Source organism: Streptomyces sp. C1-1 (assembly GCF_050214755.1).
Lineage (GTDB): Bacteria > Actinomycetota > Actinomycetes > Streptomycetales > Streptomycetaceae > Streptomyces.
Genome location: NZ_CP189826.1, coordinates 6494772 through 6518676, shown reverse-complemented (window position 1 = coordinate 6518676; position 23905 = coordinate 6494772). Strand labels below are relative to the sequence as shown.

Genomic DNA, 23905 nt, shown 5'->3' with positions numbered 1-23905 from the left:
CAGCTTACTTCGCGTAACACCCATTACCCGGACATCACAACAATCACGTTGTCTCCTGATAACAACGCAATAACTCAAACCTCGTACCGATCGGTATGGCGCCACTTAGAGTTCGGCAGCGGGACCGCTTTCCCGAAACTGCTCGGAGTTGCCCCCATGAACCCTCGTCGTAGTAACACTTCGCTCCCCAGGCCGGGCCGGTCGGCCTACGGGGTGGCGACGGCTGTCGTCCTGCTGCTCATACCCATCGTCGTGCTGCTCGGAGGCGGCTGGCTGCAGCAGTTCCTGAACTTCGGTGCGGGCGTCCTGTCGCTCGTCTGCCTCACCTGCTCGTGCATCTGGGGACTGGTCGCCCAGGACCGGCTGCTGCTCAACATCCGCCAGCGGATCGTGGCGCAGGCCATCCACCGGGTGACGGCGGTGGCCTCGATCGCGTTCCTGGTCGTGCACATCGGGATCAAGCTCGCGCTGGACCACGCCGACTGGATCGCCGCCCTGATCCCCTTCGGCTGGGTGCTGACGGGCAGCGGCGGCGCCAACCCGGGCAGCGCCACCCTCATCGGCATGGGCTCCCTGGCCGCGTACCTCATGATCTTCGTCGGTATCACCGGCGCCCTGCGCAACCAGTTCGCCTCGCCGGCGCCCGTCGCGGCCCGCTGGCGCGCGATGCACATGCTGGCCTACCCGGCGCTGTGCTTCGCGGTGATCCACGGCCTGTTCGCGGGGCGCCCGGCGAAGCCGTTCTTCATGATCTCCTACGAGCTGTGCCTGGTCGGGATCATCGCGGCGCTCGGCCTGCGTGCCGCCCCTCGTCCGGTCAAGCGCAAGATCGCCGACCGTCTCGCCGTACTCCTGGGAAATGACCCCATGGCGGCCCGCGACGAGCTCGAGGCCAGCCGCGCCCGCCTCTCCGAGACCTCCTCCCTCCCCGGCTACGAGGGCGCCCGGGCACCGAAGCCGTCCCCCGCGCAGCCGGCGGCGGCCCCCTCGGGCGCGTTCTACGACACCGGCTCCTCCCGCGCCATGACCCCGGAGCCCTCGAACGGCTTCGCGGCCGCCTATCGCGCGGTCACGCCCCAGCAGCCCGGCCAGCAGCCCTTCGGGGCCGACCAGACCGCACGCATGGATCTGCCCCTGGACATGCAGGCCACCGCGGCCGTCCCGCGGGTCGACGGCAGCACCTCGGGCAGCTGGCCGGTCCCCTCGCCCCCGCCGGTCGGCGAGGCGCCCCCGTCGGCCTACGACCCCATGCAGGACACCGGCTACAACAACATCCCGGCCTACGGCAGCACGGGCACCGCGGCCTACCGGAACAGTGATATGTACGACACCGGTGAGACGAACACCGGCTATGGCGCGTACAACCAGAACGACACGTACAACAGCGGTGCCGCCAATCAAGCAAGGCCCGGTGAGTCCTTCGACGCATCGGGCTCGGGCGAACCTTGGAACACGCCTTCCGGAGGCTATAGGTGAACGAGGCCCTGCCCGACGTCCCAGAAGTCCGCGTCGTCGGCCTTCCTCAGCTCACGTCGGGCTTCGACCTTGTGGAACGACTCGACCTGTCCATGCACCTGAAGGTGCATGGACCGCTCGAGCCCCTCGGTGGCGAGCAACTGGCCAAACTCTCCGAGGACATCGGTCTGAAGGGCCGCGGCGGCGCGGGCTTCCCCTTCCACAAGAAGCTGCGCTCGGTCGCCGAGGCGGCGATCAAGCGCGGTGTACGGCCTGTCGTGGTCGTCAACGGCAGCGAGGACGAACCGGCCTGCCGCAAGGACACGGTGCTGATCAACCGCGCCCCGCACCTGATCCTGGACGGCGCGCTGCTGTGCGCCGAGGCCCTGGGTGCCCGCACGCTCGTGGTGGGGGTCACCCGTGAGTCGACGCAGCGCTCCATGGAGGCGGCCCTCGCCGAACGCGGACTGAGCAACGGACGCCGCTCGGCGCTGAAGGCGTTCGTGCAGCGCAACCCGGTCCGCATGGTCACCGGCGCCGCCGCGTCGCTGATCCGCTCCGTCGACGGCGGCCCGGCGATCCCGCCCGGCCGCAAGGTCAGCGCCTCGCAGAACGGCGTCGGCGGCGCACCCACCCTGCTGTCGAACGCCGAGACCTTCGCCCAGCTGGCGATCGCCGCCCGCATAGGGCCGGAGCGCTACGGCAACACCGGCCTGTACGACGAGCCGGGCACCGTCATGCTCACCGTCTCCGGCGCGGTCGCCCGCCCCATGGTGATCGAGGTCCCCACGGGCGTGCCGCTGCGCTACGTCCTGCAGCTCGCCGGCGCCCCGCAGGTCCCGCAGGGTGTGCTGACCGGCGGCTACCACGGCAAGTGGATCGACGCGGCGACCGTCAACGAGGCGATCATCTCCCGCAACTCCCTGGACGCGGTGGGCGGTGCGCTGGGCGCCGGCGCGATCCTGCCGATCAGTCAGGAGACCTGCCCGCTGGGCGAGTCGCTGCGCGTGGCCCAGTGGCTGGCCGAGGAGAGCGCCGGCCAGTGCGGCCCCTGCTACCTCGGTCTGCCCGCCGCCGCGCGCGGCATGGAGGACATCATCAACGGCGGCGGACCGGCCGCCCTGGAGGCCCTCAAGCAGGTCGCCAAGAACGTCAAGCGCCGTGGCGCGTGCTCGCACCCGGACGGCTCGGCGATGTTCCTGGAGTCGACCATCAAGGCGTTCACCGACGACCTCGCCGCCCACGTCCTCGGGAACGGCTGCGGACGGCCCGTAGAGGGCGTTCTGCCGCTCTTCGAGGGGGGCAGGGCCCCTACGGGCCTCCCCGGCGGCGCGGAGGCCCCCGAGCAGAACGGGGCCAGCCGGCAGAAGATCTACGTCGACTGGACGCTGTGCCGCGGCCACGGCCTGTGCGCGGACATCCTCCCGGAGGTCTTCGAACTCGGCGCCGACGGCTTCCCGACCGTCGCCCAGGCCCAGGTGCCGCGCTACGCGGAGGCCAAGGCGGTGCGCGCGGTGCGCCGCTGCCCGGCGCTGGCCCTGCGCATCGAGGAGGAGGCCCCTCGGGACCGCGCTCCGTCCCGGAACCTGCCGGTCCTCTCCCAGGGCCGCGGACGGCGCGCTCTGGGCCGCTGAGACACACGTCACGAAGGGCCGTCCGGACCGGGCGGCCCTTCCGCGTTCCTCGAACTCCCCCGGCCCCGGCCGGGATTCACGGGCAAAACGAAAGATCCCGCCGGATCGAATCGATCCGGCGGGATCTTGCTGTGGAGCTAAGGAGAATTGAACTCCTGACCTCCTGCATGCCATGCAGGCGCTCTACCAACTGAGCTATAGCCCCGTGCTGTGTCGCCCCGGTTTCCCTGGCGGCGACGCCAACATTACACGGTCGACGGGGTGGAACACCAAATCGTTTCCCGGGGCCCGCGGGCGACGGACCTCAGGCCGTCACGAACGAGTAGAACCGCTTGAGGGTGCAGTGCTCCTCCAGGAGACGGCCGTAGATCGGCTCGCCCTCCAGCTCGCGGTACGTCTCGATCGGGTCGCCTTTTATGATCAGCGCCCGCGCGCATTCCTCACACCAGTACTGGTAGTCGGGGTTGACCGGTTCCATGTCGCGGACGATCGGCGTACCGCTGCCGCACCAGTCGCACTTTCGCCTGTGTGCACCCATCGATCAGCTCCAGCTGTGGCCGCAGGCCGTGCACACGTAGGAGATTCCGCCGTTGTCGCCGAGAACCTGGGCGACATGGACGGAACCGCAGGAAGGGCAGCTCAGGCGGGTGACCGTGTCCCGTGTCGACGCCGCTTCGAGGAGGTGGCCGACCTCCTCGAGGATGCTCGCAGGCATCACTGCTCCCTCCCGTCGGGCCGCGCCCCCTTCCGGCCGTTTGATTCTGCCACGGCCGGGCCGATACGGTCAGCGACGCCTCAGTACCAGTCCGGACACGGCACCCACCGCGGCCGTCCCGGCCAGCGCGAACATGCACGCCAGAAGCGCCTTCGCAGAGGTATACGCCTCCGGGGCCCCAAGTGACTCAAGCCGGTTCAGGAACAGTGTGCCGAACGCGGCGACTCCGGTCAGCTGTCCGAGCTGTGCGACCGTGGCGAGCAGCCCGCTGGCATCGGCCGCGTCCTCGGGGCGTACCGCGGCCAGGGCGCCGGTGAGGGTCGGGCTGAAGCCGAGCGCGAGTCCCGCCCCCACGCCCGCGTAGGCGGCGTACAGCCACACTCCGCCGTCGCCGCCGCCCTTCAGGATCAGACCGACGCCCGCCACGGCCAGCGCAGTCAGCACGAACCCGGCGGGGCTCAGGTGCCGCTGCCAGGACGCCGGCCAGCGGCGCCAGGTCAGGCCGACCAGGCCGAAGACGACCGCGGTGGGCGCGAAGGCGAGACCGGCGCGCAGGGCGCTGTAGCCGAGGCCGCCCTGGATGTGCAGGGTGAGCGCGAACAGGAAGCCGCCGTTGACGGCCATGACCGCCAGGATGCGGAACACGGCCAGGCCCATGCCGGGCAGGCGCAGGACGCGCGGGGCGATGAGCGGGGCGCCGCCGCGGCGGGCGAGCCCGGACTCGTAGGCGCAGAACAGGGCGAACAGGAGCACGGAGGCGCCCAGCGACACCCACGACCACAGCGGCCAGTCCTCCTCCTGGCCGAGCACCAGCGGCACCGTGAGCAAGGACACGGCCGCGCCGAGCAGCAGCAGCCCCGGCAGGTCGAGGCCGCGGGTCCGGTCACGCTCCGCCGCGTCCCGGGCCGGCAGCACGCGACCGCCGAGGGCCAGGAGGGCCAGTCCCACCGGCACGTTCACCAGAAACACCGGCCGCCAGCCGGTGCCGAACAGGTCGGCGTCGACCAGGACCCCGCTCACCACCTGCCCGGCCGCGGCGCCGACCGCGATGACCGCCGAGTAGGCGCCCAGCGCCCTGGCCCGGGCCTCACCGGTGAAGTTGCGCTGAATGAGGCTGAGCACCTGCGGGATCATCACGGCCGAGCCGGCGCCCTGCACCAGCCGGAAGACGATGAGTTGGGCGGCGCCCTGGGCCAGTCCGCAGGCCAGCGAGGCCGTGGTGAACAGGGCGAGCCCGGCGAGGTGGACGCGGCCGTGTCCGAACCGGTCGCCGAGGCGGGCGCCGGTGATCAGCAGCACCGAGTAGGTGATGGTGTAGCCGGCGATCACGAGCTGCAGATCGGCGCCGGAGGCGTGGAGTTCGGCGCCGATGGTCGGGGCCGCGACGTTCACGATGAACACGTCGAGGACCGCCATGAACTGGGCGGCGAGGACGAGCGCCAGCAGCGGCCGGGACCCGTTGTCAGTGGCGGGTGCTTCACTTTTCGCAGGACCTGGAACGGGTGCGAAACCCGGTCCGGTCTCGGATGTGGTCGTCATGCCGTCGAGCCTGACGACGCGCCGGTACGGGTGCCGAGAGCCCGCCGATGCTGGTACTGACAGCACCTGGCACCGGCCAACTCCGGCATCGAGGATGGTCGTACGACGGGGACGTGACGTGGGGGACGTGACGATGACGACGACACAGCGACGGCGGCCCGAGCTGGCCGCGTTCCTGCGCGGCAGGCGGGCCCGGGTGACCCCCGCGGACGTGGGCATGCCGCCGGGTTTCCGGCGCCGCACACCGGGGCTGCGGCGCGAGGAGGTCGCCCAGCTCTCGGGCGTCGGGGTGACCTGGTACACATGGCTGGAGCAGGGCCGTCCGATCAACGCCTCCGCGCAGGTCCTGGACGCGGTGGCGCGCACGCTGCGGCTCGATCCGCCGGAGCGGGAGCATCTGTACCGCCTGGCGGAGGTGCCGTTCGAGCCGGACCCGGAGCGGATGGCCCAGACCGTGGGCCCCGAGGTGCAGGGCATCATCGACGCCCTCGATCCGATGCCCGCGGTGGTCTACAACTCGCGCTACGACGTCCTCGCCACGAACCCGGGCTACCGCGACCTGTTCACGGTTCCGCGGGCGCGCGGCCTCGCGGTTCCGAACGTGCTGTGGACGCTGTTCACGGTGTCCGAGGAGACCTGCCCGCTGGTGCACCGGGAGCGGGAGCTGCCGGTGATGGTGGCGACGCTGCGATCCCACTACGGCAGACATGTGGGCGAGCCGGCCTGGGAGGGGTTCGTGCGCCGACTGTCGGCGGCCAGCCCGTACTTCGCCGAGCTGTGGGCGAGCGGCGAGGTCATACAGCCGGGCCGCCGGGTCAAGACGTTCCGTCACGAGGCCGTGGGCGAGGTGCGGATGCACTCGCAGTCCCTGTCGGTCGACGGCATGCCGGAGTGCCGCGTCGTGGTCTACACGCCGGACGACGACGTCAGCCGGGCGAGGCTCGCGCTGCTGCGGCAGCACAGGGAACCGCTGTGGCCGCCCACGGAGGAGGGAGCTGACGAGATCATCCGAATGTGGCAGACGGAAAATCCCGCCTCCTGATGGAGACGGGATCCTCATCGACCGATCTTTGACAACTCCACAGAGTGCCGATCAGTCTCACCTATATGTGGAGCTAAGGAGAATTGAACTCCTGACCTCCTGCATGCCATGCAGGCGCTCTACCAACTGAGCTATAGCCCCTTGTTCTTCCCCGCTCCGCGGGGCGAACAAGAAGAACTTTAGCCTGCGACCTGCCGGAAAGTGAAATCCGCTCAGTCGTCGTCGCCCAGCACCGGCTCCGGGAGCGTGCCGGCGTTGTGCTCCAGCAGGCGCCAGCCGCGGGCGCCCTCGCCGAGGACGGACCAGCAGCAGTTGGAGAGGCCGCCGAGGCTCTCCCAGTGGTGGGCCTCCAGACCGAGGAGACGGCCGATGGTGGTGCGGATCGTGCCGCCGTGGCTGACCACGACGAGCGTCCCCTCGTCGGGCAGCTTCTCGGCGTGCCGCAGCACGACCGGGGCGGCACGCTCGGCCACCTCGGCCTCCAGCTCGCCACCGCCGCGCCGCACCGCCTCGCCGCGCTTCCACGCGGCGTACTCCTCGCCGTGCCGCTCGATGATCTCCTCGTGCGTCAATCCCTGCCAGACGCCCGCGTAGGTCTCGCGCAGTCCTTCGTCGAGGGCGACCTCCAGGCCGGTGAGCCCGGCCAGCTCGGCGGCCGTGTCCGCGGCGCGCTGGAGGTCGGAGGCGATGATCGCGTCGGGCTTGAGGGCGACGAGCAGCCGGGCGGCGCGGCGGGCCTGGGCCACGCCGGCCTCGGTGAGCGGGACGTCCGTGGTGCCCTGGAAGCGGCGTTCCACGTTCCAGGAGGTCTGGCCGTGGCGCCACAGGATGATGCGGCGGCCCCGGCCGGGCCGGCCCACGGAGACCTCGCCTGTGGCGCTCACCACTCACCGCCCAGGTCGGCGGCCTCCTCGGCGGCCTGCAGCTTGGCGTGCTCCGCGCCCTTGCCGCGGGTGGCCTTGGCGTCGGCGGGCAGCTCCAGCTCGGGGCAGTCCTTCCACAGCCGCTCGAGGGCGTAGAAGACGCGCTCCTCACTGTGCTGGACGTGGACGACGATGTCGACGTAGTCGAGCAGGACCCAGCGGGCCTCGCGGTCGCCCTCGCGGCGTACCGGCTTGGCGCCGAGCTCCTTCTGCAGCCGCTCCTCGATCTCGTCGACGATCGACTTGACCTGACGGTCGTTGGGGGCGGAGGCCAGCAGGAAGGCGTCCGTGATCGACAGCACGTCGCTGACGTCGTAGGCGATGATGTCGTGCGCGAGCTTGTCGGCGGCCGCCTGGGCGGCGGTGTTGATGAGCTCGAGAGATCGGTCAGTGGCGGTCACTACATGGCTTTCGGTCGGCGGTCACTTGGCATCAAGGGTCTCACGGACCGCCGGGCGCACCCCACGTGATTAAGGGATCACATGGGGCGTCCGCGCGTGCCACCTGCCGTTTCCTAGGACGAGGACGGCTTGTAGTCCTGGCCGAGGGTCACCGAGACGTCCGCGTTCGAGGCGGTCCTGCCCTTGACGACGGAGCTGGTGGGCAGGCCCAGGGTCTTGGCGACCTCGGTGGCGTTGTCCTTGTCGGCGGCGTTCGCGTAGACGACCTTGGAGGTGGCCGTGGTGGTGGCGGTGCCGCCGCCCAGGAAGGTGAAACCTCCGTTGAGGAGGACCACGCGGGCCTTCTCGGTGTCGTCCTTCACACCGCTCGCGTTCTCGACGGAGACGCGGACGGCGGAGCCCTGGTCGGGGCTCTTGGCGGTGCCGCCGAGGACGTCCTTGACCACACTGGCCGCGGTCTGCGCGCTGAGCGTGCCGTCGCCCTGGACGGGCAGCAGGGCGGTCTTGTAGTCGCCGCCCTTGGCGAGGTCGGCGAGCTTGGCGAGGAAGGTGCCGAGATCCTTGTCGGTGAGGGACGGGTCGAGGATCTGCGCCAGTGTCTGCACGGTGGTGGTCGCGGCCGTCGGGTCGGAGGACATCTTGCGCAGCACGCCCTGCATGACCTGGCCGAACCGCTCCAGCTGGGCGTTCTGGGCCTCGCCGGAGGCACGGTACGTGGCGTAGGCGACAGCCATCTTGCCGCTGAGGGTCTGGTTCGAGCCCTTGTGGACGAGGGGTGCGGTGCCCTTCTTCTTGGCGTCCGGGTCGGGCACGTCCGCGTTGGTGTCGACCTCGATGTTGCCGACGAGGTCGACGAGGTTCTGCAGGTAGGGGGTGTCCAGCCGCCAGGTGCCCTCGATGTTGGTGCCGAGGACGGTGTCGAGGGCGTCGCGGGTACCGGAGGAGCCGTCCTCGTCGACCGACTTGGCGAGGGTGGTCGAGGTGCCGTCCTCGTCCGTGACGGCCAGGGAGTTGGGCAGCAGGACGGTGGTGCCCTGCTTGGTGGTGGTGTTGTCGACGAGCAGCGCCGTGGCGGTGCCGCCCTTCTTGGTGTTGTGCAGGTGGACGACGATCACGTCGCGGTTCTGGGCGCCCGCGGCCGTCGCCGTGCCGGTCTTGGAGTGCGAAGTGGACAGGCCGGGCAACTTCCCGGCGTACCAGAGGTAGCCGACACCGCCGACCGCGACCAGGGCCAGGACGACCACGAGGGCGATGAGCCGGCTGCGGGCGCGGCGCTTGGCCTCCTCGCGGCGCTCGGTGCGGTTCTCGGTGAAGTTCAGCCAGTCGATGACGTCTTCGGGGTCGCCTTCGGCCTCCTCGACAAAGGCGAACTGCTCGGTGTGGTAGTCCCGTTCGGGCCGGGAGGGCGGCGCGGTGTCCTCGGCCGGCTCGGCCGGTCCGGCCTGCTGCGGGATGTACGCGGTCTGCTCGGCGACCCGGGGCTGCTGACCACTGGCCGCGGCCTGCCCGTAGGGGTCGTACGGCTGTGCCGGGGCCCCGCCCTGGGGTCCGCCGGCGGCGTAGGGGTCGTAGGAGGGCACGGCCTGCTGCTGACCGCCGCCGTACGGGTCGTACTGCGGCGCCTGCTGCCGGCCGCCCGTCGCGTACGGGTCGTAGCCGTATCCCTGCTGCTGCGCGTACGGGTCGTACTGCTGCGGCGCCTGCTGCGGGGCGACCGGCCGGTACACGGGCCGGCCGTACTCGTCGTAGCCGACGAGCTCGTACTGGTCGCCCTGGTCGCCGCCGTGGCCCGCGTCGTATCGGTCGTTCACCGGTAGCCCCTCTCGGCTCACTCGCCGCGGTACAGCTCGCGCTTGTCGATATAGCGCACGACTCCGTCCGGCACCATGTACCAGATGGGGTCTCCCTTGGCGACTCTCGCACGGCAGTCCGTGGAGGAGATGGCCAGTGCGGGAACCTCCACCAGCGAGACGCCGCCCTCGGGGAGGCCGCGGTCGGTCAGATGGTGGCCGGGGCGGGTGCAGCCGATGAAGTGCGCGAGGGAGAACAGCTCCTCCGAATCGCGCCAGGTGAGGATCTGACCGAGGGCGTCGGCGCCGGTGATGAAGAAGAGGTCGGTGTCGGGGTTGAGCGCACGCAGGTCGCGCAGGGTGTCCACGGTGTAGGTGGGGCCGCCACGGTCGATGTCGATGCGGCTCACCGAGAACTGCGGGTTCTCGGCGGTCGCGATGACCGTCATCAGGTAGCGGTCCTCGGCCGGGGAGACATGGCGGTGGGTCTTCTGCCACGGCTGGCCGGTGGGTACGAACACCACCTCGTCCAGGTGGAACTGCGCGGCGACCTCGCTGGCCGCCACGAGGTGCCCGTGGTGGATCGGGTCGAACGTTCCGCCCATGACGCCGAGGCGGCGCTTGCCGGGGTTCGACGGGCCGTTCACCGGGCGGGTCTCGGTGCCGCTCGCCCGGCGGGCCGTGGTGCCGCTCGCGATGTCCATCGCCGGACCGGTAGGCATGTCCTGCTCTCCCATGCGTGCAGACCCTACCGGCCCGGCCTGAGCGCTCCGTTCGACGGATGCCCGGGTTGTCCCGGTACCGGGCGGTGCGGGGTTCAGCGGTCGCGGTTGAAGCGGGTGGTGATCCACAGCAGGAGCAGCAGGACGGCGAGGGCGCCGCCGCCGGTGATCGCGGGGTTGAGGCTCTCGTGGTTGCCGCCCTCGGCTTCGGCGAGGGTGACCAGGTGGGCAGCGGTGGCGTGGAGGCTCATCTTCGGCAGGACCTATCGTCGGGGTCCCCCGCTCGAACGGAGTCGAGAGTTGGGGGAGGGCGGGATAAGACGTCGGCTCATGGTAAGCGGGGGCCGTGTCGGCGATCACGCCGACTCCGCCGTCGGGGAACCCTGGGCGGCCCTCAGTCGTCTTTCCGCTTGTAGCCCCGCAGCAGGAACCACCCGGTGAACGCGCAGCCCAGGATCATCACCACCAGCACGACCCGGAGCAGGTAGCCCGATCCCTGGTGCTGGGGGGCGCTGGCGGCCGTGGCGAGCCAGGCGGCTGCTGGGATGTGCTCCATGGTGCGGGACTCTCCTTCGGTGTGGTGCCCGTCCACGGTAACTCCGCCTAGGCTGGGGCTTGCTTCGGGGGCGCAAAGGGCCGCACAAGGGTCCGCAAAGGGCCACTCACACGCACATGGGGGAAGACATGTCCGACGACGGCCACGAGCACAACGGGCACGAGCACGTACCGAGCAGGCAGCGCCGGCGCTTCCCGGGGATCTCCTCGCGTGCGTACGAGCACCCGGCGGACCGCAGCGCGCTCGTGGCGCTGCGCAAGCTGAGCGGGTTCGACACGGTCTTCAAGGCGCTCAGTGGCCTGCTGCCCGAGCGCAGCCTGCGGCTGCTGTTCCTCTCGGACTCGGTTCGGGTGTCCGACGAGCAGTTCGCCCACCTCAACGACATGCTGCGGGACGCCTGTTACATCCTGGACCTGGAGAAGGTCCCGCCGATGTACGTCAACCAGGACCCGCAGCCGAACGCGATGTGCATCGGCCTGGACGAGCCGATCATCGTCGTCACCACCGGGCTCGTCGAGCTGCTCGACGAGGAGGAGATGCGGGCGGTCATCGGCCACGAGGTGGGCCACGCCCTGTCCGGGCACGCGGTGTACCGCACGATCCTGCTGTTCCTGACGAACCTGGCGATCCGCGTCGCGTGGATCCCGCTGGGCACGCTCGCGATCATGGCGATCGTGACGGCGCTGCGCGAGTGGTTCCGCAAGTCTGAGCTGTCGGCCGACCGGGCGGGCCTGCTGGTCGGGCAGGACCTGCGCGCGTCGATGCGCGGCCTGATGAAGATCGCGGGCGGCAACCATCTGCACGAGATGAACGTGGACGCGTTCCTGAAGCAGGCCGAGGAGTACGAGTCGGGCGGCGACCTGCGCGACTCGGTGCTGAAGATCCTGAACCTGCTGCCGCGCAGCCACCCGTTCACCACCATCCGGGCTGCGGAGCTGAAGAAGTGGTCCGAGACCCGGGACTACCAGCGGATCATGGACGGCCACTACCCGCGGCGCGACGAGGACAAGGACACCTCGGTCTCGGACTCGTTCCGGGAGTCGGCGGCCAGCTACGCCGGCAATGTGAAGAGCTCCAAGGACCCGCTGATGAAGCTCGTCAGCGACATCGCCGGCGGGGCCGGGGGCCTCGGCGGCCGGGTGCGGCGCGGCTTCGACGGTTTCACCAGCACACCGCAGCAGGACGAACCGCCGACGGACCGGCCGCCCACGGACGCGCCGCCGCGCGACGAGGACTGACCGACGCCGGGGACCGCAGCGCCCTCACACCTTCGGCTGCGCCCCGGTGGCCAGCGTGCCGCAGAGTGCCGTGGCGCCGCCCGTCGCGTACGGGTCGGTGCCCGCGGGGCCGCCCGACCTGGCCGTCTGGCCGGCCAGCAGCGGGTAGAAGTGGTTGGTGGAGTCCTCGGCGCAGGACAGCGGGCCGGCCTGGACGTAGGAGACGACGAGCTGGGCCTGGTGCAGGCGGAGGTCGTCGCGGTCGAAGCGGAAGTGCAGCTCGCGCCGGACGGTGAACAGGGAGGCCGGGGCGTTCGCGGCGGAGCCGGTCGGCTTCAGCGCGTACACGAAGGTGTGGTCCGCGGTGACCTCCAGAGTGGCGGAGTCGGTCTCGGCGGCCTCCATCGAGCCCTGGACACGGATCCTGCGGTCCGCGAGCTCGGCACGGGTCTGGTCGAAGCGAACCAGCCAACCGGTGGGCTGGTGGCGCCCGTCGGCGGTCGGGCGGGCGAAACTCTGGTCGAACTGGTCGAGTTGGGCGCCGTCGAGCATGACGCGCACGGCGCGCACGTCCTGACTGCCGATCACCTCGGGATAGAGCGAGGAGCGGACGATGTAGTCCTTGGCCGTGGTCAGGGCGGCCACCACCTGGCTGTCGGAGAAGTGCGCGGTGCGCCGGGCGGCGGGCAGCGGTATGCCCTCGGCGCCTATGCGGAACTGTGCGGCGGGGCTGTGCGTGTACAGGTACTCGGCGTCGGCCGTCCCGGGCACCTTGCCCTGGGGAGTGAGCGGGATGACGGTCATCCGCAGGGGCTCGACGGGCCGGCGGGCGACGGAGCTCTGGTAGGGGTGGCGTACACCCATGTAGATCGCGGTGCCGAAGGCGACGGCGATCAGCAGGACCAGGATCAGTGCCTGCCGGGACAGGCCCCGGTGCAGGGGCGGGCGGCGGCGTACCGCGGGGGCGTGGTCGGACATGCGCTCGCGCGCGGAGTACTCCTGCAGGCGGGCAGCCCGGACGAACGACTCGTCGAAGACGACGGATCGGTACTCGTCCTCTCCACCTCCGGGGCCGCCCTCGGGTGTCCCCTCAGGTGGGTCTCCAGGCCCGCCCATACATTCAGGGTAGGTCTCCGGACGCTCCGGTAAACGCCCTGGTACACGACAAGTTCTGACAGGTTCTCACCAGGACCGGGACCGTACGTGGCCGGATCGCTCGGGGTCCCCGCTCAGGGGGTGCGCGGGATGACCGGTATGGCCGGCTGGGAGGTCTCGGCGGAGGCGGAGGGCGGAGGCGCGCTGCCCTGCTCCAGACCGGTCGACGCGGGCGGTGGAACCTGGTCCCGGCCGCTGGAGGAGGCACCCCTGTAGACGGCCGTGAAGGCCAGCGCGACCATGCCGATCCCCATGACGAGGGCGAGCATCCAGGCGACCGGGCGGTGCCAGCGGACCTGCTTGCCGTAGGGGCCCGAGGTGCCGTAGGGGCCCTCGAGGACATCGGTGTCGTCCAGGTCGTCGAGCTCGGGATCATGGCCGAAACGGGAGGGTTCGTATCCCTCGTCGTACCGCTCGCCCCGTCCGTGGGCCCGGCGGGCCTCCGCCTCGGAGGCCTCGGCTCTGGCCTGGGCGGCGGCCAGGAGGCGTTCGACGGCGGTCGGCTCGTGCACCACGGCCGCCCGTACGAAGGCCTCGTCGAAGACCACGGAGGCGAACTCTTCGTCCGACACCCCGCGGTCGTGGTCGTCTTCGGGCTCCCAGCCGTCAGGGAACGGCGTGCCCCCCACGTCCTCCGGCACGGATCCAGAGTAGACCTGGGGGGTCAATTTGGGCAGACGGTATGGAAATTCATCCGCCGTGTGAGACACCTCTCGCGGGCGGCGAAGCGTGCGGGGCGCATGTACCAGGCGCATATGCGCCCCGCCGCGGGCCCCGGTCTCAGCGGCGGATGTGGCCGTCCCCGGTGACGATGTACTTGGTGCTCGTCAGCTCCGGCAGGCCCATCGGGCCGCGCGCGTGCAGCTTCTGCGTGGAGATGCCGATCTCCGCGCCGAAGCCGAACTGGCCACCGTCGGTGAAGCGGGTGGAGGCGTTCACGGCGACGGTGGTGGAGTCGACCAGCTGGGTGAAGCGGCGGGCGGCCTGCTGGGAGGTGGTGACGATCGCCTCGGTGTGACCGGACGACCACAGCCGGATGTGCTCGACGGCCTTGTCGAGGGAGTCGACGACGGCGGCGGCGATGTCGTAGGAGAGGTACTCGGTGTCCCAGTCGTCCGGGGTGGCCTCGACGACGGTCGCCTTGGTGTCCTCGGCGTACGCCAGCACCCGCGGGTCGGCGTGCACGGTGACGCCGGCCTCCGCGAGGGCGTCCAGGGCGCGCGGCAGGAACTCGGGGGCGATGTCCCGGTGGACCAGGAGGGTCTCGGCGGCGTTGCAGACGCTGGGCCGCTGGGCCTTGGAGTTGATCAGGATGTCGACGGCCATGTCGAGGTCGGCCTGCGCGTCGACGTAGACGTGGCAGTTGCCGGTGCCGGTCTCGATGACGGGGACGGTGGACTCGTTCACCACGGTCTGGATCAGCGAGGCGCCGCCGCGCGGGATCAGCACGTCGACCAGGCCGCGGGCCCGCATCAGCTCGCGCACGCTCTCGCGGCTCTCGCCGGGCACCAGCTGGATGGCGTCGGCGGGCAGCCCCGCCCCGCCCACGGCGTCGCGCAGCACACGCACCAGAGCGGTGTTCGACTCGTACGCGGATGCGGAGCCGCGCAGCAGGACCGCGTTGCCGGACTTCAGGCACAGGGCCGCGGCGTCCACGGTGACGTTCGGACGGGCCTCGTAGATGATGCCGACCACACCGAGCGGGACGCGGACCTGGCGCAGGTCGATGCCGTTGGGCAGGGTGGAGCCGCGGACGACCTCGCCGACCGGGTCGGGCAGGGCCACCACGTCCCGCACGTCGGAGGCGATGGCGCGCACCCGCTCGGGGGTGAGCGTCAGGCGGTCGATGATGGCCTCGCTGGTGCCGGCCTCGCGGGCCTTGGCGATGTCCTTGGCATTGGCCTCGACGATCTCGCTCGTACGGACCTCCAGCGCGTCCGCGACGGCGGCGAGCGCGTCGTCCTTGACCGCGCGCGGCAGCGGGGCGAGGTCGGCGGCGGCGGCCTTGGCGCGGTACGCGGCCTGGGCGACCGGGGACATGGAGTCGTACGGCGAGAGCGTGGTCATGAGGGAAGGGTAGTGCGCCGGACCGGGCCGTTCACCGCTCGTCCCACACCCCGAGACAGTCTCAAAACGGGTGAACTCCGACAGGGGTCGCCGGCGGCGGCCCGTATCCCTCGGCGAGGCGCTGGTGGTAGGTCTCGCGGTCGATGACCTCCAGGCCGACGATCTCCCAGGGCGGCAGTTTGGCGGTCTGGCGGTGCTCGCCCCACAGGCGCAGGGCCACGGCGGCCGCGTCGTGCAGGTCGCGGGCCTCTTCCCAGTAGCGGATCTCCGCGTGGTCGTTGGCGTACCTGCTGGTCAGCAGGAAGGGGTGGTCGTGGGCGAGCTGTTCGAGAGCGCGCCGGACCTCGTGCAGCGGGGCGGCCTGGCCGGAGACGCTGAGGGTGACGTGCCACAGTCGGGGCAGGTCCGCCGGCTCCTCGTAGGACTCGCCGGCCGTGACACTGGTCAGACCACCGCGGGACGCCGCCGCCCCAGGGCGTACTCGTCTCACGACGGCCTCCTTTGCGCGGCAGCGAGCGGTGCTCGTACGGAACGGGTCCCTGAGTCAAAGTTGAGCAGGCCGCAAGGGCTCATGGGGCGGTTTTGCGGAACGTCCACCTCAGGGCGGGCCGTTTTGCGGGGCGTTCACCCTGTTTTCGGCCGCGGAACTGCCTGGCCGGGCTCGCGGGGGCGCGCGTCAGGGACGCAGGATCACCAGGTCGTCCCGATGGACGACCTCACGTTCGTAGGCCGGGCCCAGTTCGCGCGCCAGCTCCCGCGTCGAACGCCCGATCAGCTGGGGGATCTCCTTGGCGTCGAAGTTGACGAGCCCGCGGGCCACCGCGCGCCCCTCGCCGTCGCGCAGCTCGACCGGGTCACCGGCGGTGAAGTCGCCCTCCACGCCGGCGATGCCGGCCGGCAGCAGCGACTTGCGCCGCTCGACGACGGCCCGTACCGCGCCCTCGTCCAGGGTCAGGTGCCCCTGCGGGGTGGAGGCGTGCTGCAGCCACAGCAGGCGGTCGGCGTAGCGCTTGCCGGTGACGTGGAAGTAGGTCCCGGTGTCCCCGCCGGACAGGGCCTCCGCCGCGTGCACGGCGCTGGTCAGGACGACGGGGATGCCGGCCGCGGCGGCGATGCCGGCCGCCTCGATCTTGGTGACCATGCCGCCCGTGCCGACGCCGGCCTTGCCCGCGCTGCCGATCTCGACGTGGGCGAGGTCCTGCGGGCCGCGCACCTCCGCTATCCGCGAGGTGCCCGGCCTGCCGGGGTCGCCGTCGTAGACGCCGTCGACGTCGGAGAGCAGCACCAGCAGGTCGGCGTGGACCAGATGCGCCACCAGCGCCGCGAGGCGGTCGTTGTCGCCGAAGCGGATCTCGTCGGTGGCGACGGTGTCGTTCTCGTTCACGATCGGGAACGCGCCCATGGCGAGCAGCTTGTCGAGGGTGCGCGAGGCGTTGCGGTGGTGGGCGCGGCGGCTCATGTCGTCGCTGGTCAGCAGCACCTGGCCGACGCGGACGCCGTAGCGGGCGAAGGAGGCGGTGTAGCGGGCCACGAGCAGGCCCTGGCCGACGCTGGCGGCGGCCTGCTGGCGGGCCAGGTCCCTGGGGCGGCGGCGCAGGCCCAGCGGGGCGAGACCGGCGGCGATGGCACCGGAGGAGACCAGGACGATCTCCCTCTCTCCCCCGCTGCGGCTCTTGGCGAGGACGTCGACCAGCGCGTCGACCCGGTCGGCGTCCAGGCCGCCCGAGGCGGTGGTCAGCGACGAGGAACCCACCTTGACGACGATCCTGCGGGCTTCCGCCACGCCCTGCCTTGCCCCTGCCACCTGCTTGTCCGTCCCCTCGCGCGCTCGGGTTGCCCCGCCAGGCAATCTACGCGAAGGGGCACGGGCGGCGCGCATCGGTCCACGCACCGGACACGCGGCACGTAACCGGATGCTCACGCGGTGCGTACGGCAAAAAGGTTGCACTGGTTGCCTATAGAAATAAAAGTCCCGGCAAACTTAATTTGAATGTCGTGTCACCCATAGATCACCAGGCCCGTCCTGCACAGCGCATCCTCCTCCGGTCGGGGAAGAGTCCCTATGACGTCTTCTCGGTGGAGGAGGCACTGCACCAGGACGTCATCGCCACCAACTCCGGCAACCTGATCTTCAGCGACGCCGCGCACAAGATCCTCGAGACACCCGGCACGGAGGTCGTCTCGAACGGCATCCGGACGGATGTGTCGGCGGCGGAACGGATCAACGAGGAGTACGACGTCTTCGTCGTGCCGCTGGCCAACGCCTTCCGGCCGTCCTTCGAGGGGCAGCTGAAGCGGCTGACGCGGCTGATCCGCCGGCTGCGCATCCCGGTGGTGGTGCTGGGCGTGGGCGCGCAGGCCGGGCTGAGCTACAACGCGGAGCGGCTGAAGCCCATGGAGGAGTCGGTGCGCGACTTCGTCTCCGCGGTGCTGGACCGCAGCGCGTCCATCGGGGTGCGCGGCGAGTTCACCGAGAAGTACCTGCGGGGCCTGGGCTTCCACGACGTGGAGGTCATCGGCTGCCCGTCACTGTTCCTGTACGGCGACGAGCTGCCGGTGAGCAAGCGGGTGCCGGAGCTGACCGCCGCGTCGCGGATCGCGGTCAACGGTTCGCACAGCGCGGTGCAGAAGCAGGGGCTGGGCAAGGTCGTCGACCGCGCCCACGCCCGCTATCCGCACCTGACCTTCATCGGCCAGAACCTCAGCGACGCACGGCAGTTGCACTGGCGGGACCTGTCGCACCCGAACGCCGCGGTGACCGCGATCCCGACCCACCCGGACCACCCGATGTACCGGGAGGACAAGGTCCGCGTCTACGTCGACCCGGTGACCTGGATCGACGATCTGCGCGGCTACGACTTCTCGTTCGGCTCCCGCATCCACGGCAACATCGCGGCGCTGCTGGCGGGCACGCCCGCGACGGTGCTGTGCGGCGACTCGCGGACGCTGGAGCTGTGCCGCTACTTCGAGATCCCGCACCGCAGGATCGACAAGCTGCCCGAGGACCTGGACCCGGCGCGGCTGTACGAGGAGGCCGACCTCACCGGTCTGACCGGCGGGCACGCGGAGCGCTTCGAGCGCTTCACGGCGTTCCTCGGCCGCAACGGCCTGGAGAACACCTTCACCCACGGCGACGGCGGCGCGGCTTTCGATGCCCGGATGAAGGCGCTGTCCTTCCCGGCGGGCATCCGCCCCTGGAACGACGCCGACCTGGCCTCGCTGACCTCCCGGTTCGGCTGGATGCAGACGCGGCTCGCCGAACTGTCCGTGGACAACGACCGGTTGAGGCGCGAGCTGGAGCGCTCCGCCACGACACCGGCGCCGACGTCCGTCTACCGCAAGGCCCGCCGCGTGGTGGCCCGCCCGATCAGACGGGCGCTGCAGACGGGCCGCCAGTAACGGTGTCAGGCCGCCGCGGGCGCCTTCAGCACCCGACGGGCCTTGCGCACCGCGCGGCGCAGGACCGAGGTGGGCGTGTGCTCGCGGTAGCCGGGGAAGGCCCTGGCCTCGCGCGGGGTGGCGAGGTAGACCGAGTCGGGTATGCCCGCCGAGGCGTCACGGAAGTGCGGGTAGGCGAGGTAGACGTGGTGGCCCCGCTTCTCCAGCAGGGCCGCCGCCTGCTTCTTCGCCTTCACGAACTCCACCACGGGCAGCAGGAGTTCGGGCTGCTCCTCGGCCACCAGGTGCAGCCGCAGACGCTCCTCGACCTTCAGCCGGCGCGCCACTCCCTCGGTCCAGAACTGCTCCATCAGCGGCTTGGCCAGCTCGAACTTGTGCCGTCGTACCTTCTCGCTGTCCTTGAGGTACTTGGGGCCGAACTGCGGCAGCAGGGTGACCACGAAGGGCCGGTGCATGAGCGAGTCGCGCCGCTCGCCGGGCGGCACCATGTCGGCGATCAGGTTCATCAGGGCGCGCGCGGAGTCGAAGCGCAGGGTGTAACCGCCGCTCTTGGTCACGTGCTTGCCGTCGTCGCGGCCGACCAGGTAGTAGCAGGTGTGGTCGGCGATCACGGAGACGCCGTCTGCCCGCAGATAGGCCTCCATCGTGAACAGCGCGTCCTCGCCGGTCCACAGGGACTCGTCGAAGCGCATGCCGTGCCGCTCCAGGAGCTCCCGGCGGAACAGCTTCTGCGCGCTCAGCGTGAACTTGATGTTCGAGGAGAAGACGTCCGTGCGTTCGAGCGTCTTGCCCCACATGGACTGCGGCGGCTTGCGGTTGATGCCCTCGACCCTGCCGAGGACGACGTCCGTGCCGTTGCGGTCGGCCATGTCGACCATGCGCTCCAGGGCCTCGGGGCCGAGCCGGTCGTCGGCGTCGAGGAAGAACACGTAGCGCCCGGCGGCCTTGCTCAGGCCGACGTTGCGGGGGCCGCTGGGGCCACCGGAGTTGTCCTGGCGGATCACCGTGACGGGCATGGAGACGCGGTCGGCGAACTCCTGCAGGCACTCCCCCGTGCCGTCGGTGGAGCCGTCGTCCACCGCTATGACCTCGATGCGCTCCGGGTCGATGGTCTGTGCCTCGACGGACGCGAGGCATTCGACCAGGTAGGGCATCGCTTCGTACGCTCCGATGACGACAGTCACATCAGGCTGCGCCACGGTCACATTTCCCCCTCGTCACGGGATCTTTCCCCCGTATCGTCTTATTGGCTATCTACTAGACGGACGACCAGGGTGGTGGGTTGCCTGTACGTACGTAAAAAGGGCCCGGTTTTCGAGGATCACTCCTCGAGAACCGGGCCCTTCTCACCGTTTTCACACAGTGGCGCTCACGCGGTGGTGGGCGGCTGCGCCGACAGCGCGTCCGACAGTTCGTCGGCGCCGGGGGTACCGGCCGCGGCGGCGCGGGACTCCTGGCCGAGGTTGCGGGTCTCGGCCTTGAGCGCCAGGTCGGCGACCGCGGTGTTGAACTGCTCGATGGAGGTCGGCTCGTCCGGGCCGAGCAGGTACTCCTTGAGCTCCTTGCGGTCCTCCGCCAGCGGGTCTGCGGCGGGGTCGCGGACCGCGGCCAGCAGCTCGCCCAGTTCGGCGGCGGAGTTGGACAGGATCGTGGCCGCGCGCACGGCGGTGTTCTGCCGCTTGAACTCCTCCACGCCCAGCTCGGCGGAGTCCGTCACCGCGTACGGCTTACCGCTGGCGATGAAGTCGGAGACCACGCTGGAGATGTCGGAGACCATCGCGTCAGAGACGTTGAAGCAGTCGTACAGGCGCGGCTCGGCGCCCGTGACGACGCGGTGCTCGAAGCTGCCGCAGGAGCGCCAGTAGGCGTCGTTCCACTCGGCACGCAGCCGGGCGACCTCCTCGTGCTTCTTGAGGTCGACCACACCGTCACGGGTGGCCTCGGCCTCGTCGCCGCGGTCGCCCGCGGTGCCGGAGAGTTCGGCCAGGCGCGTCTCGATGCGGGCCAGTTCGGCCTTGGCCTGTGCCTGGGCGGCGGCGTCGGAGGTGAAGCGGGGGTCGGCGGCGCGCTCGGCTGCGGCCTTCTCGACCAGCGCGGTGATGCGCTGGTGCGCGGCGCCGGCCTCCTTGCTGACGGTGCCGGTGAACGGGTGCGGCTTGTACAGCACACGGACCGGCGGGTCGGCCTTGATGAGCTTCTTCACGATGTTCTCGCCGGCCAGCACGAGCGAGGTGTTGCCCGGGTTGCCGTCCCATCCCTCCCAGGTGGGCGCGTACAACACGGTGGGGCAGCGTCCGTCGGCGCCGGGGCCTTCCGGCAGGCCCTGCCGGCCCTGGATCGGCGCCAGCTGCGGGCGGCCGACCTCCACGATGTCGTCGTCGCGGACGCCGACGTCGGCGATGGCGTAGCGGTCGCGGCCCGCGCGGCCGGCGGTCCACACCTCGTCGTACACCTTGCTGAAGGGGTTGACGCTGGCGAGCTTGTCGCTGTCGCCGTGGCCGATGAAGACGTGCTTCATGGTGGGCACGCGCAGCAGGTGGATGTTCTTGCCGACGTTGGCCGCGTACAGCGCGACGCGCACGGTGCTCAGGTCCATGTTCATCAGGTGGACGCCGCCCGGCACGCAGATGACCGGGGCCGTGGTGGGCGCCAGGTTGGCCAGGATGACCCGCTCGCGCAGGATGACCAGCGGCCGGGAGTCGAGCTGCTCCATCGTCTCCAGCCACATGTTGACCTGGTAGGCGGAGTCCTTGGAGCCGGAGAAGTACAGCACCGTCTCCGGCTTGTACTCGCGCAGCCAGTCGTCGACGGCCGCCAGGACCTTCTCGGCGTTCGGCGGGATCTTGCCACCGCGGACGTACGGCATCAGCGCGAGGACGTACAGGCAGCCCAGGAAGATGGTGATGCCGATGCCGATGAAGCCGGGCACCGACGTCTTCATCTCGGCGGCGACCAGGATGCCGGCGACGGCCGCGAGGTCGAGGTGGAGCATCTTCTCGGCCGAGCGGTTCAGCAGGAAGCGCGGCGGGGCGTCCGGGATGCGGATGCGGGACTTCAGGTCGACGTTGCGGGTGGCGACCGGCATCCGGCGACGGTTGCGGATCAGCGTGACCAGGGCGCCGTGCGGGGCCTGGAGGCCGTAGAAGGCGATGAAGCAGGCGACGGCGCCGTAGTAGATCAGGTTGTCCGCGAGGGACAGCCGGGCCAGCAGCAGGATCAGCAGCAGCTCTCGGATCAGGAAGCGGATCGAGAGGCCGGCGCGGACCTTGCTGAGCCGGTTGACCAGGTAGCTGCCCTTGCGGTGCAGATAGTGGTCGGCGACGTACGTCACGGCGGCGGCCGCGGCGAAGGCGGGCACGCTCGGGACGAGCGCGGCCAGCATCAGCGCCGGGAAGCCCAGCATCATGAGCGCCGCCGCGGCCAGCTCGGCCGCGCTGCCCACCCGGGCGACGCGAATAGCGGTGGATATCACGGAGAACCTGCTCTGGGAGGGAGTGCCGGTTTTGAATGTATTCAGGCCCCTGCGATGGCCCGGACGATGCACTGCTCAATGCACTGCATTAACCCCGGAAAGCAGAGGCCTGAATAACGGAAGTCTAATTCCCGTCGATTATTACACGCCGTCCTGACGGTCCAGCACCGAGGCCAGCGCCTGCTCGAAGCCGGAGGCCTTCGCGGCGCCCGCCGTCGGGTCCTGCTGGCGGACGTCGATGACGTGCCCGGTCAGCTCGGACAGCAGCACGTCCAGCGAGGTGCGGGCGACCGCCTCGGAGGAGAGCAGAGTGCCCGCGGGCTCCTGGCCGAAGGCCTTGGTGCGCATCGGCGTGGCGGTGCGCTCCGGGTTGATGCAGTTCACGCGGATGCCGTCGCCGGCCCACTCGTCGGACAGGGCCTGGGTGAGGTTCACCATGGCGGCCTTGGTCGAGGAGTAGAGGCTGTACTCGGCGCGGCCGCGGGTGTAGCTGCTGGAGGTGTAGAGCAGCAGCTGGCCCTTGGTCTCCGCCAGGTACTTGTACGCCGAACGTGCGATCTGCACCGGGGCGAGGTAGTTGACCTTCAGCGCTTCCTCGATGGTCGCGTTGTCGGTCTCGGCCAGCTTGCCGATGCGCAGCACGCCCGCGGTGTTGACGACGTAGTCGATCCGGCCGGTCTCCCCGTACGCCTTGGACAGCGCGTCGTCGACCTCCTCCGGGTTCTCCACGTGGGTGCCGGTGGTGGAGCGGCCGAGGGCGTAGACCTTGGAGCCGTAGGACTCGGCGAGCTCGGCGATGTCCTTGCCGATGCCGTACGAGCCGCCGAAGATCACGATCGTCTTGCCGGTCAGCAGCTCGCGGTAGGCGTCCTCGCTCACCTGCTCGGGCGCGGCGGTCGAGGCCAGCTGGAACAGCTTGTCGGCGATGAAGACGTCGACGGGCTGGGTGACCTTCATGTTGTACTCGTCGCCCGCGACGACGTTGATCGGCACGTCGGGCAGGTACCTGAGCACGACGGAGCAGTCGTCGGTGGCCTGGAAGTTCGGGTCGCCGGCCGCGACCTCGTAGGCCCGCTTGATCGTGGACAGCTTGAAGGCCTGCGGGGTCTGCCCGCGGCGCAGCCGGGAGCGGTCCGGGATCTCGGTGATGAACTCGCCGTCCTCGCCGTGCGTGCGGGTCACGATGATGGTGTCCGCGGACGGGATGGCGACGTCGACCGCCTGGTAGCGCTCCAGCGCGACCACGCAGTCGTCGATCACGCGCCGCGAGAGCAGCGGGCGGACGGCGTCGTGGAAGAGGACGTTGAGGTCCTCGCCCTCGGCCAGACCCTCACCGAGGGCCTCGATGGCGCGCTCGGTGGTCTCGTTGCGGGTCGAGCCGCCCTCGATGATCTTCTTGACCTTGGTGAACCCGGCCTTGGCGACGATCTTCTCGACGTCGGGCACGTAGCCCGGCGCCATCAGCACGATGATGTCGTCGATCGAGTCCGCCTGTTCGAAGGTGGTCAGGGTGTGCTCGATGACTGCCTTGCCGGCGATCTTCAGCAGCTGCTTGGGGATCGAGAGACCCACGCGCTGGCCGGTGCCACCGGCCAGGATCACTGCGGTGGTACGGGGCTTGGCTATGTGCTGGGACACAGAGGACCTACCTTGGGGCGACAGGGAACCTGGAAATGGTCCCACTTGCGGTTACCGCTGTGCAAGGTGAGCGCCGTTCACTGCATATGTGCGCGCCACCTGACATTCACCTTGCACTACTGGTGACACGGGGACACTCGCCGGGAGCGTCCGCCGAATTGCTGTGAGTAACCGCACAAG

At 70.3% G+C, this 23905-nt stretch carries 22 protein-coding genes and 2 tRNA genes; 5 read left to right on the top strand and 19 right to left on the bottom strand.

The genetic code is table 11. From position 1 onward, the window contains the following. The first annotated feature begins 156 nt into the window (after nt 1-156). Complete coding sequence (locus ACQF4J_RS29715) at nt 157-1476, top strand: ferric reductase-like transmembrane domain-containing protein (protein WP_427167181.1); 1320 nt, start codon at nt 157-159, stop codon at nt 1474-1476. Then, complete coding sequence (locus tag ACQF4J_RS29710; protein ID WP_351568595.1) at nt 1473-3089, top strand: NADH-ubiquinone oxidoreductase-F iron-sulfur binding region domain-containing protein; 1617 nt, start codon at nt 1473-1475, stop codon at nt 3087-3089. Before ACQF4J_RS29715 ends, ACQF4J_RS29710 begins: the two co-directional genes overlap by 4 nt. Nucleotides 3090-3221: 132 nt before the next feature. Here the strand turns inward: ACQF4J_RS29710 and ACQF4J_RS29705 are convergent. From ACQF4J_RS29705 to ACQF4J_RS29690, 4 genes are all read right to left on the bottom strand, one after another. After that, nucleotides 3222-3294 (bottom strand) — tRNA-Ala (locus tag ACQF4J_RS29705). Between the two features lie 99 nt (nt 3295-3393). Beyond that, nucleotides 3394-3627, bottom strand: a complete 234-nt coding sequence (locus ACQF4J_RS29700) for a hypothetical protein (RefSeq protein WP_003976229.1) — start codon at nt 3625-3627, stop codon at nt 3394-3396. Between the two features lie 3 nt (nt 3628-3630). Next, complete coding sequence (locus ACQF4J_RS29695) at nt 3631-3804, bottom strand: hypothetical protein (protein ID WP_107057459.1); 174 nt, start codon at nt 3802-3804, stop codon at nt 3631-3633. A 69-nt stretch (nt 3805-3873) separates the two neighbouring features. Next, the gene (locus tag ACQF4J_RS29690) at nt 3874-5343 is read right to left on the bottom strand and encodes an MFS transporter (RefSeq protein WP_427167180.1); all 1470 of its coding nucleotides are present in this window, start codon (nt 5341-5343) and stop codon (nt 3874-3876) included. A 133-nt stretch (nt 5344-5476) separates the two neighbouring features. Here ACQF4J_RS29690 and ACQF4J_RS29685 point away from each other — a divergent pair, with 133 nt between their 5' ends. Beyond that, nucleotides 5477-6385 (top strand): helix-turn-helix transcriptional regulator, encoded by a 909-nt coding sequence (locus ACQF4J_RS29685; protein ID WP_351568599.1) that lies wholly within the window; start codon nt 5477-5479, stop codon nt 6383-6385. A 68-nt stretch (nt 6386-6453) separates the two neighbouring features. Here ACQF4J_RS29685 and ACQF4J_RS29680 read toward each other — a convergent pair. The 7 genes from ACQF4J_RS29680 to ACQF4J_RS29650 form a co-directional block, all read right to left on the bottom strand. Continuing rightward, nucleotides 6454-6526, bottom strand: a tRNA-Ala gene (locus ACQF4J_RS29680). Nucleotides 6527-6597: 71 nt separating this feature from the next. Further along, nucleotides 6598-7269, bottom strand: a complete 672-nt coding sequence (locus tag ACQF4J_RS29675; RefSeq protein WP_427167179.1) for a histidine phosphatase family protein — start codon at nt 7267-7269, stop codon at nt 6598-6600. Beyond that, nucleotides 7266-7709, bottom strand: coding sequence for a ribosome silencing factor (gene rsfS / locus ACQF4J_RS29670; RefSeq protein WP_351568604.1), 444 nt, complete (start codon nt 7707-7709; stop codon nt 7266-7268). The genes ACQF4J_RS29675 and rsfS overlap by 4 nt, the downstream gene beginning before the upstream one ends. A gap of 113 nt (nt 7710-7822) precedes the next feature. Beyond that, nucleotides 7823-9520 carry an LCP family protein gene (locus ACQF4J_RS29665; protein WP_427167178.1) on the bottom strand — a complete coding sequence of 566 codons (1698 nt, stop codon included), beginning with the start codon at nt 9518-9520 and terminating at the stop codon, nt 7823-7825. A gap of 17 nt (nt 9521-9537) precedes the next feature. Continuing rightward, on the bottom strand, nt 9538-10236 hold the full coding sequence (gene nadD, locus ACQF4J_RS29660; RefSeq protein WP_427167177.1) for a nicotinate-nucleotide adenylyltransferase: 699 nt from the start codon (nt 10234-10236) through the stop codon (nt 9538-9540). An 80-nt stretch (nt 10237-10316) separates the two neighbouring features. Continuing rightward, on the bottom strand, nt 10317-10472 hold the full coding sequence (locus ACQF4J_RS29655) for a hypothetical protein (RefSeq protein WP_427167176.1): 156 nt from the start codon (nt 10470-10472) through the stop codon (nt 10317-10319). Nucleotides 10473-10615: 143 nt separating this feature from the next. Beyond that, complete coding sequence (locus tag ACQF4J_RS29650) at nt 10616-10777, bottom strand: hypothetical protein (RefSeq protein WP_351568613.1); 162 nt, start codon at nt 10775-10777, stop codon at nt 10616-10618. 128 nt (nt 10778-10905) lie between these two features. Here ACQF4J_RS29650 and ACQF4J_RS29645 point away from each other — a divergent pair, with 128 nt between their 5' ends. Next, nucleotides 10906-12015 (top strand): M48 family metallopeptidase, encoded by a 1110-nt coding sequence (locus ACQF4J_RS29645; protein ID WP_351568616.1) that lies wholly within the window; start codon nt 10906-10908, stop codon nt 12013-12015. A gap of 24 nt (nt 12016-12039) precedes the next feature. On the opposite strand, the gene ACQF4J_RS29640 is transcribed toward ACQF4J_RS29645, so the two are convergent. The 5 genes from ACQF4J_RS29640 to proB form a co-directional block, all read right to left on the bottom strand. Further along, the gene (locus tag ACQF4J_RS29640; RefSeq protein WP_427167175.1) at nt 12040-13110 is read right to left on the bottom strand and encodes a hypothetical protein; all 1071 of its coding nucleotides are present in this window, start codon (nt 13108-13110) and stop codon (nt 12040-12042) included. A 113-nt stretch (nt 13111-13223) separates the two neighbouring features. Continuing rightward, on the bottom strand, nt 13224-13817 hold the full coding sequence (locus tag ACQF4J_RS29635; protein ID WP_351801834.1) for a hypothetical protein: 594 nt from the start codon (nt 13815-13817) through the stop codon (nt 13224-13226). A 112-nt stretch (nt 13818-13929) separates the two neighbouring features. Beyond that, nucleotides 13930-15216 carry a glutamate-5-semialdehyde dehydrogenase gene (locus ACQF4J_RS29630; RefSeq protein ID WP_351568625.1) on the bottom strand — a complete coding sequence of 429 codons (1287 nt, stop codon included), beginning with the start codon at nt 15214-15216 and terminating at the stop codon, nt 13930-13932. Nucleotides 15217-15277: 61 nt separating this feature from the next. Continuing rightward, nucleotides 15278-15706, bottom strand: coding sequence for a hypothetical protein (locus tag ACQF4J_RS29625; protein WP_058925325.1), 429 nt, complete (start codon nt 15704-15706; stop codon nt 15278-15280). A 186-nt stretch (nt 15707-15892) separates the two neighbouring features. Beyond that, a complete protein-coding gene (gene proB / locus ACQF4J_RS29620) occupies nt 15893-17020 on the bottom strand; it encodes a glutamate 5-kinase (RefSeq protein ID WP_351568628.1) in 1128 nt (375 codons plus the stop codon). 191 nt (nt 17021-17211) lie between these two features. On the opposite strand from proB, the gene ACQF4J_RS29615 reads away from it, so the two are divergent. After that, entirely contained in the window at nt 17212-18615 is a 1404-nt protein-coding gene (locus ACQF4J_RS29615) for a polysaccharide pyruvyl transferase family protein (RefSeq protein ID WP_427167174.1), read from the top strand. 5 nt (nt 18616-18620) lie between these two features. Here ACQF4J_RS29615 and ACQF4J_RS29610 read toward each other — a convergent pair whose 3' ends face one another. The 3 genes from ACQF4J_RS29610 to ACQF4J_RS29600 form a co-directional block, all read right to left on the bottom strand. After that, nucleotides 18621-19769 carry a glycosyltransferase family 2 protein gene (locus ACQF4J_RS29610; protein WP_427167173.1) on the bottom strand — a complete coding sequence of 383 codons (1149 nt, stop codon included), beginning with the start codon at nt 19767-19769 and terminating at the stop codon, nt 18621-18623. A gap of 215 nt (nt 19770-19984) precedes the next feature. Beyond that, complete coding sequence (locus ACQF4J_RS29605; protein WP_351568637.1) at nt 19985-22087, bottom strand: hypothetical protein; 2103 nt, start codon at nt 22085-22087, stop codon at nt 19985-19987. Between the two features lie 141 nt (nt 22088-22228). Further along, a complete protein-coding gene (locus ACQF4J_RS29600; protein ID WP_351801838.1) occupies nt 22229-23725 on the bottom strand; it encodes a bifunctional cytidylyltransferase/SDR family oxidoreductase in 1497 nt (498 codons plus the stop codon). Nucleotides 23726-23905 lie beyond the last annotated feature (180 nt).

Excerpts from the sequence above, each read along its gene's own strand:
- nadD (WP_427167177.1), bottom strand. The coding sequence starts at position 10,236 with ATGGGAGAGCAGGACATGCCTACCGGTCCGGCGATGGACATCGCGAGC.
- ACQF4J_RS29690 (WP_427167180.1), bottom strand. The coding sequence starts at position 5,343 with ATGACGACCACATCCGAGACCGGACCGGGTTTCGCACCCGTTCCAGGT.
- ACQF4J_RS29715 (WP_427167181.1), top strand. The coding sequence starts at position 157 with ATGAACCCTCGTCGTAGTAACACTTCGCTCCCCAGGCCGGGCCGGTCG.
- ACQF4J_RS29640 (WP_427167175.1), bottom strand. The coding sequence starts at position 13,110 with ATGGGCGGGCCTGGAGACCCACCTGAGGGGACACCCGAGGGCGGCCCC.
- ACQF4J_RS29695 (WP_107057459.1), bottom strand. The coding sequence starts at position 3,804 with ATGCCTGCGAGCATCCTCGAGGAGGTCGGCCACCTCCTCGAAGCGGCG.
- ACQF4J_RS29655 (WP_427167176.1), bottom strand. The coding sequence starts at position 10,472 with ATGAGCCTCCACGCCACCGCTGCCCACCTGGTCACCCTCGCCGAAGCC.
- ACQF4J_RS29700 (WP_003976229.1), bottom strand. The coding sequence starts at position 3,627 with ATGGGTGCACACAGGCGAAAGTGCGACTGGTGCGGCAGCGGTACGCCG.
- ACQF4J_RS29610 (WP_427167173.1), bottom strand. The coding sequence starts at position 19,769 with ATGCCCTACCTGGTCGAATGCCTCGCGTCCGTCGAGGCACAGACCATC.
- ACQF4J_RS29630 (WP_351568625.1), bottom strand. The coding sequence starts at position 15,216 with ATGACCACGCTCTCGCCGTACGACTCCATGTCCCCGGTCGCCCAGGCC.
- ACQF4J_RS29645 (WP_351568616.1), top strand. The coding sequence starts at position 10,906 with ATGTCCGACGACGGCCACGAGCACAACGGGCACGAGCACGTACCGAGC.
- ACQF4J_RS29685 (WP_351568599.1), top strand. The coding sequence starts at position 5,477 with ATGACGACGACACAGCGACGGCGGCCCGAGCTGGCCGCGTTCCTGCGC.
- ACQF4J_RS29650 (WP_351568613.1), bottom strand. The coding sequence starts at position 10,777 with ATGGAGCACATCCCAGCAGCCGCCTGGCTCGCCACGGCCGCCAGCGCC.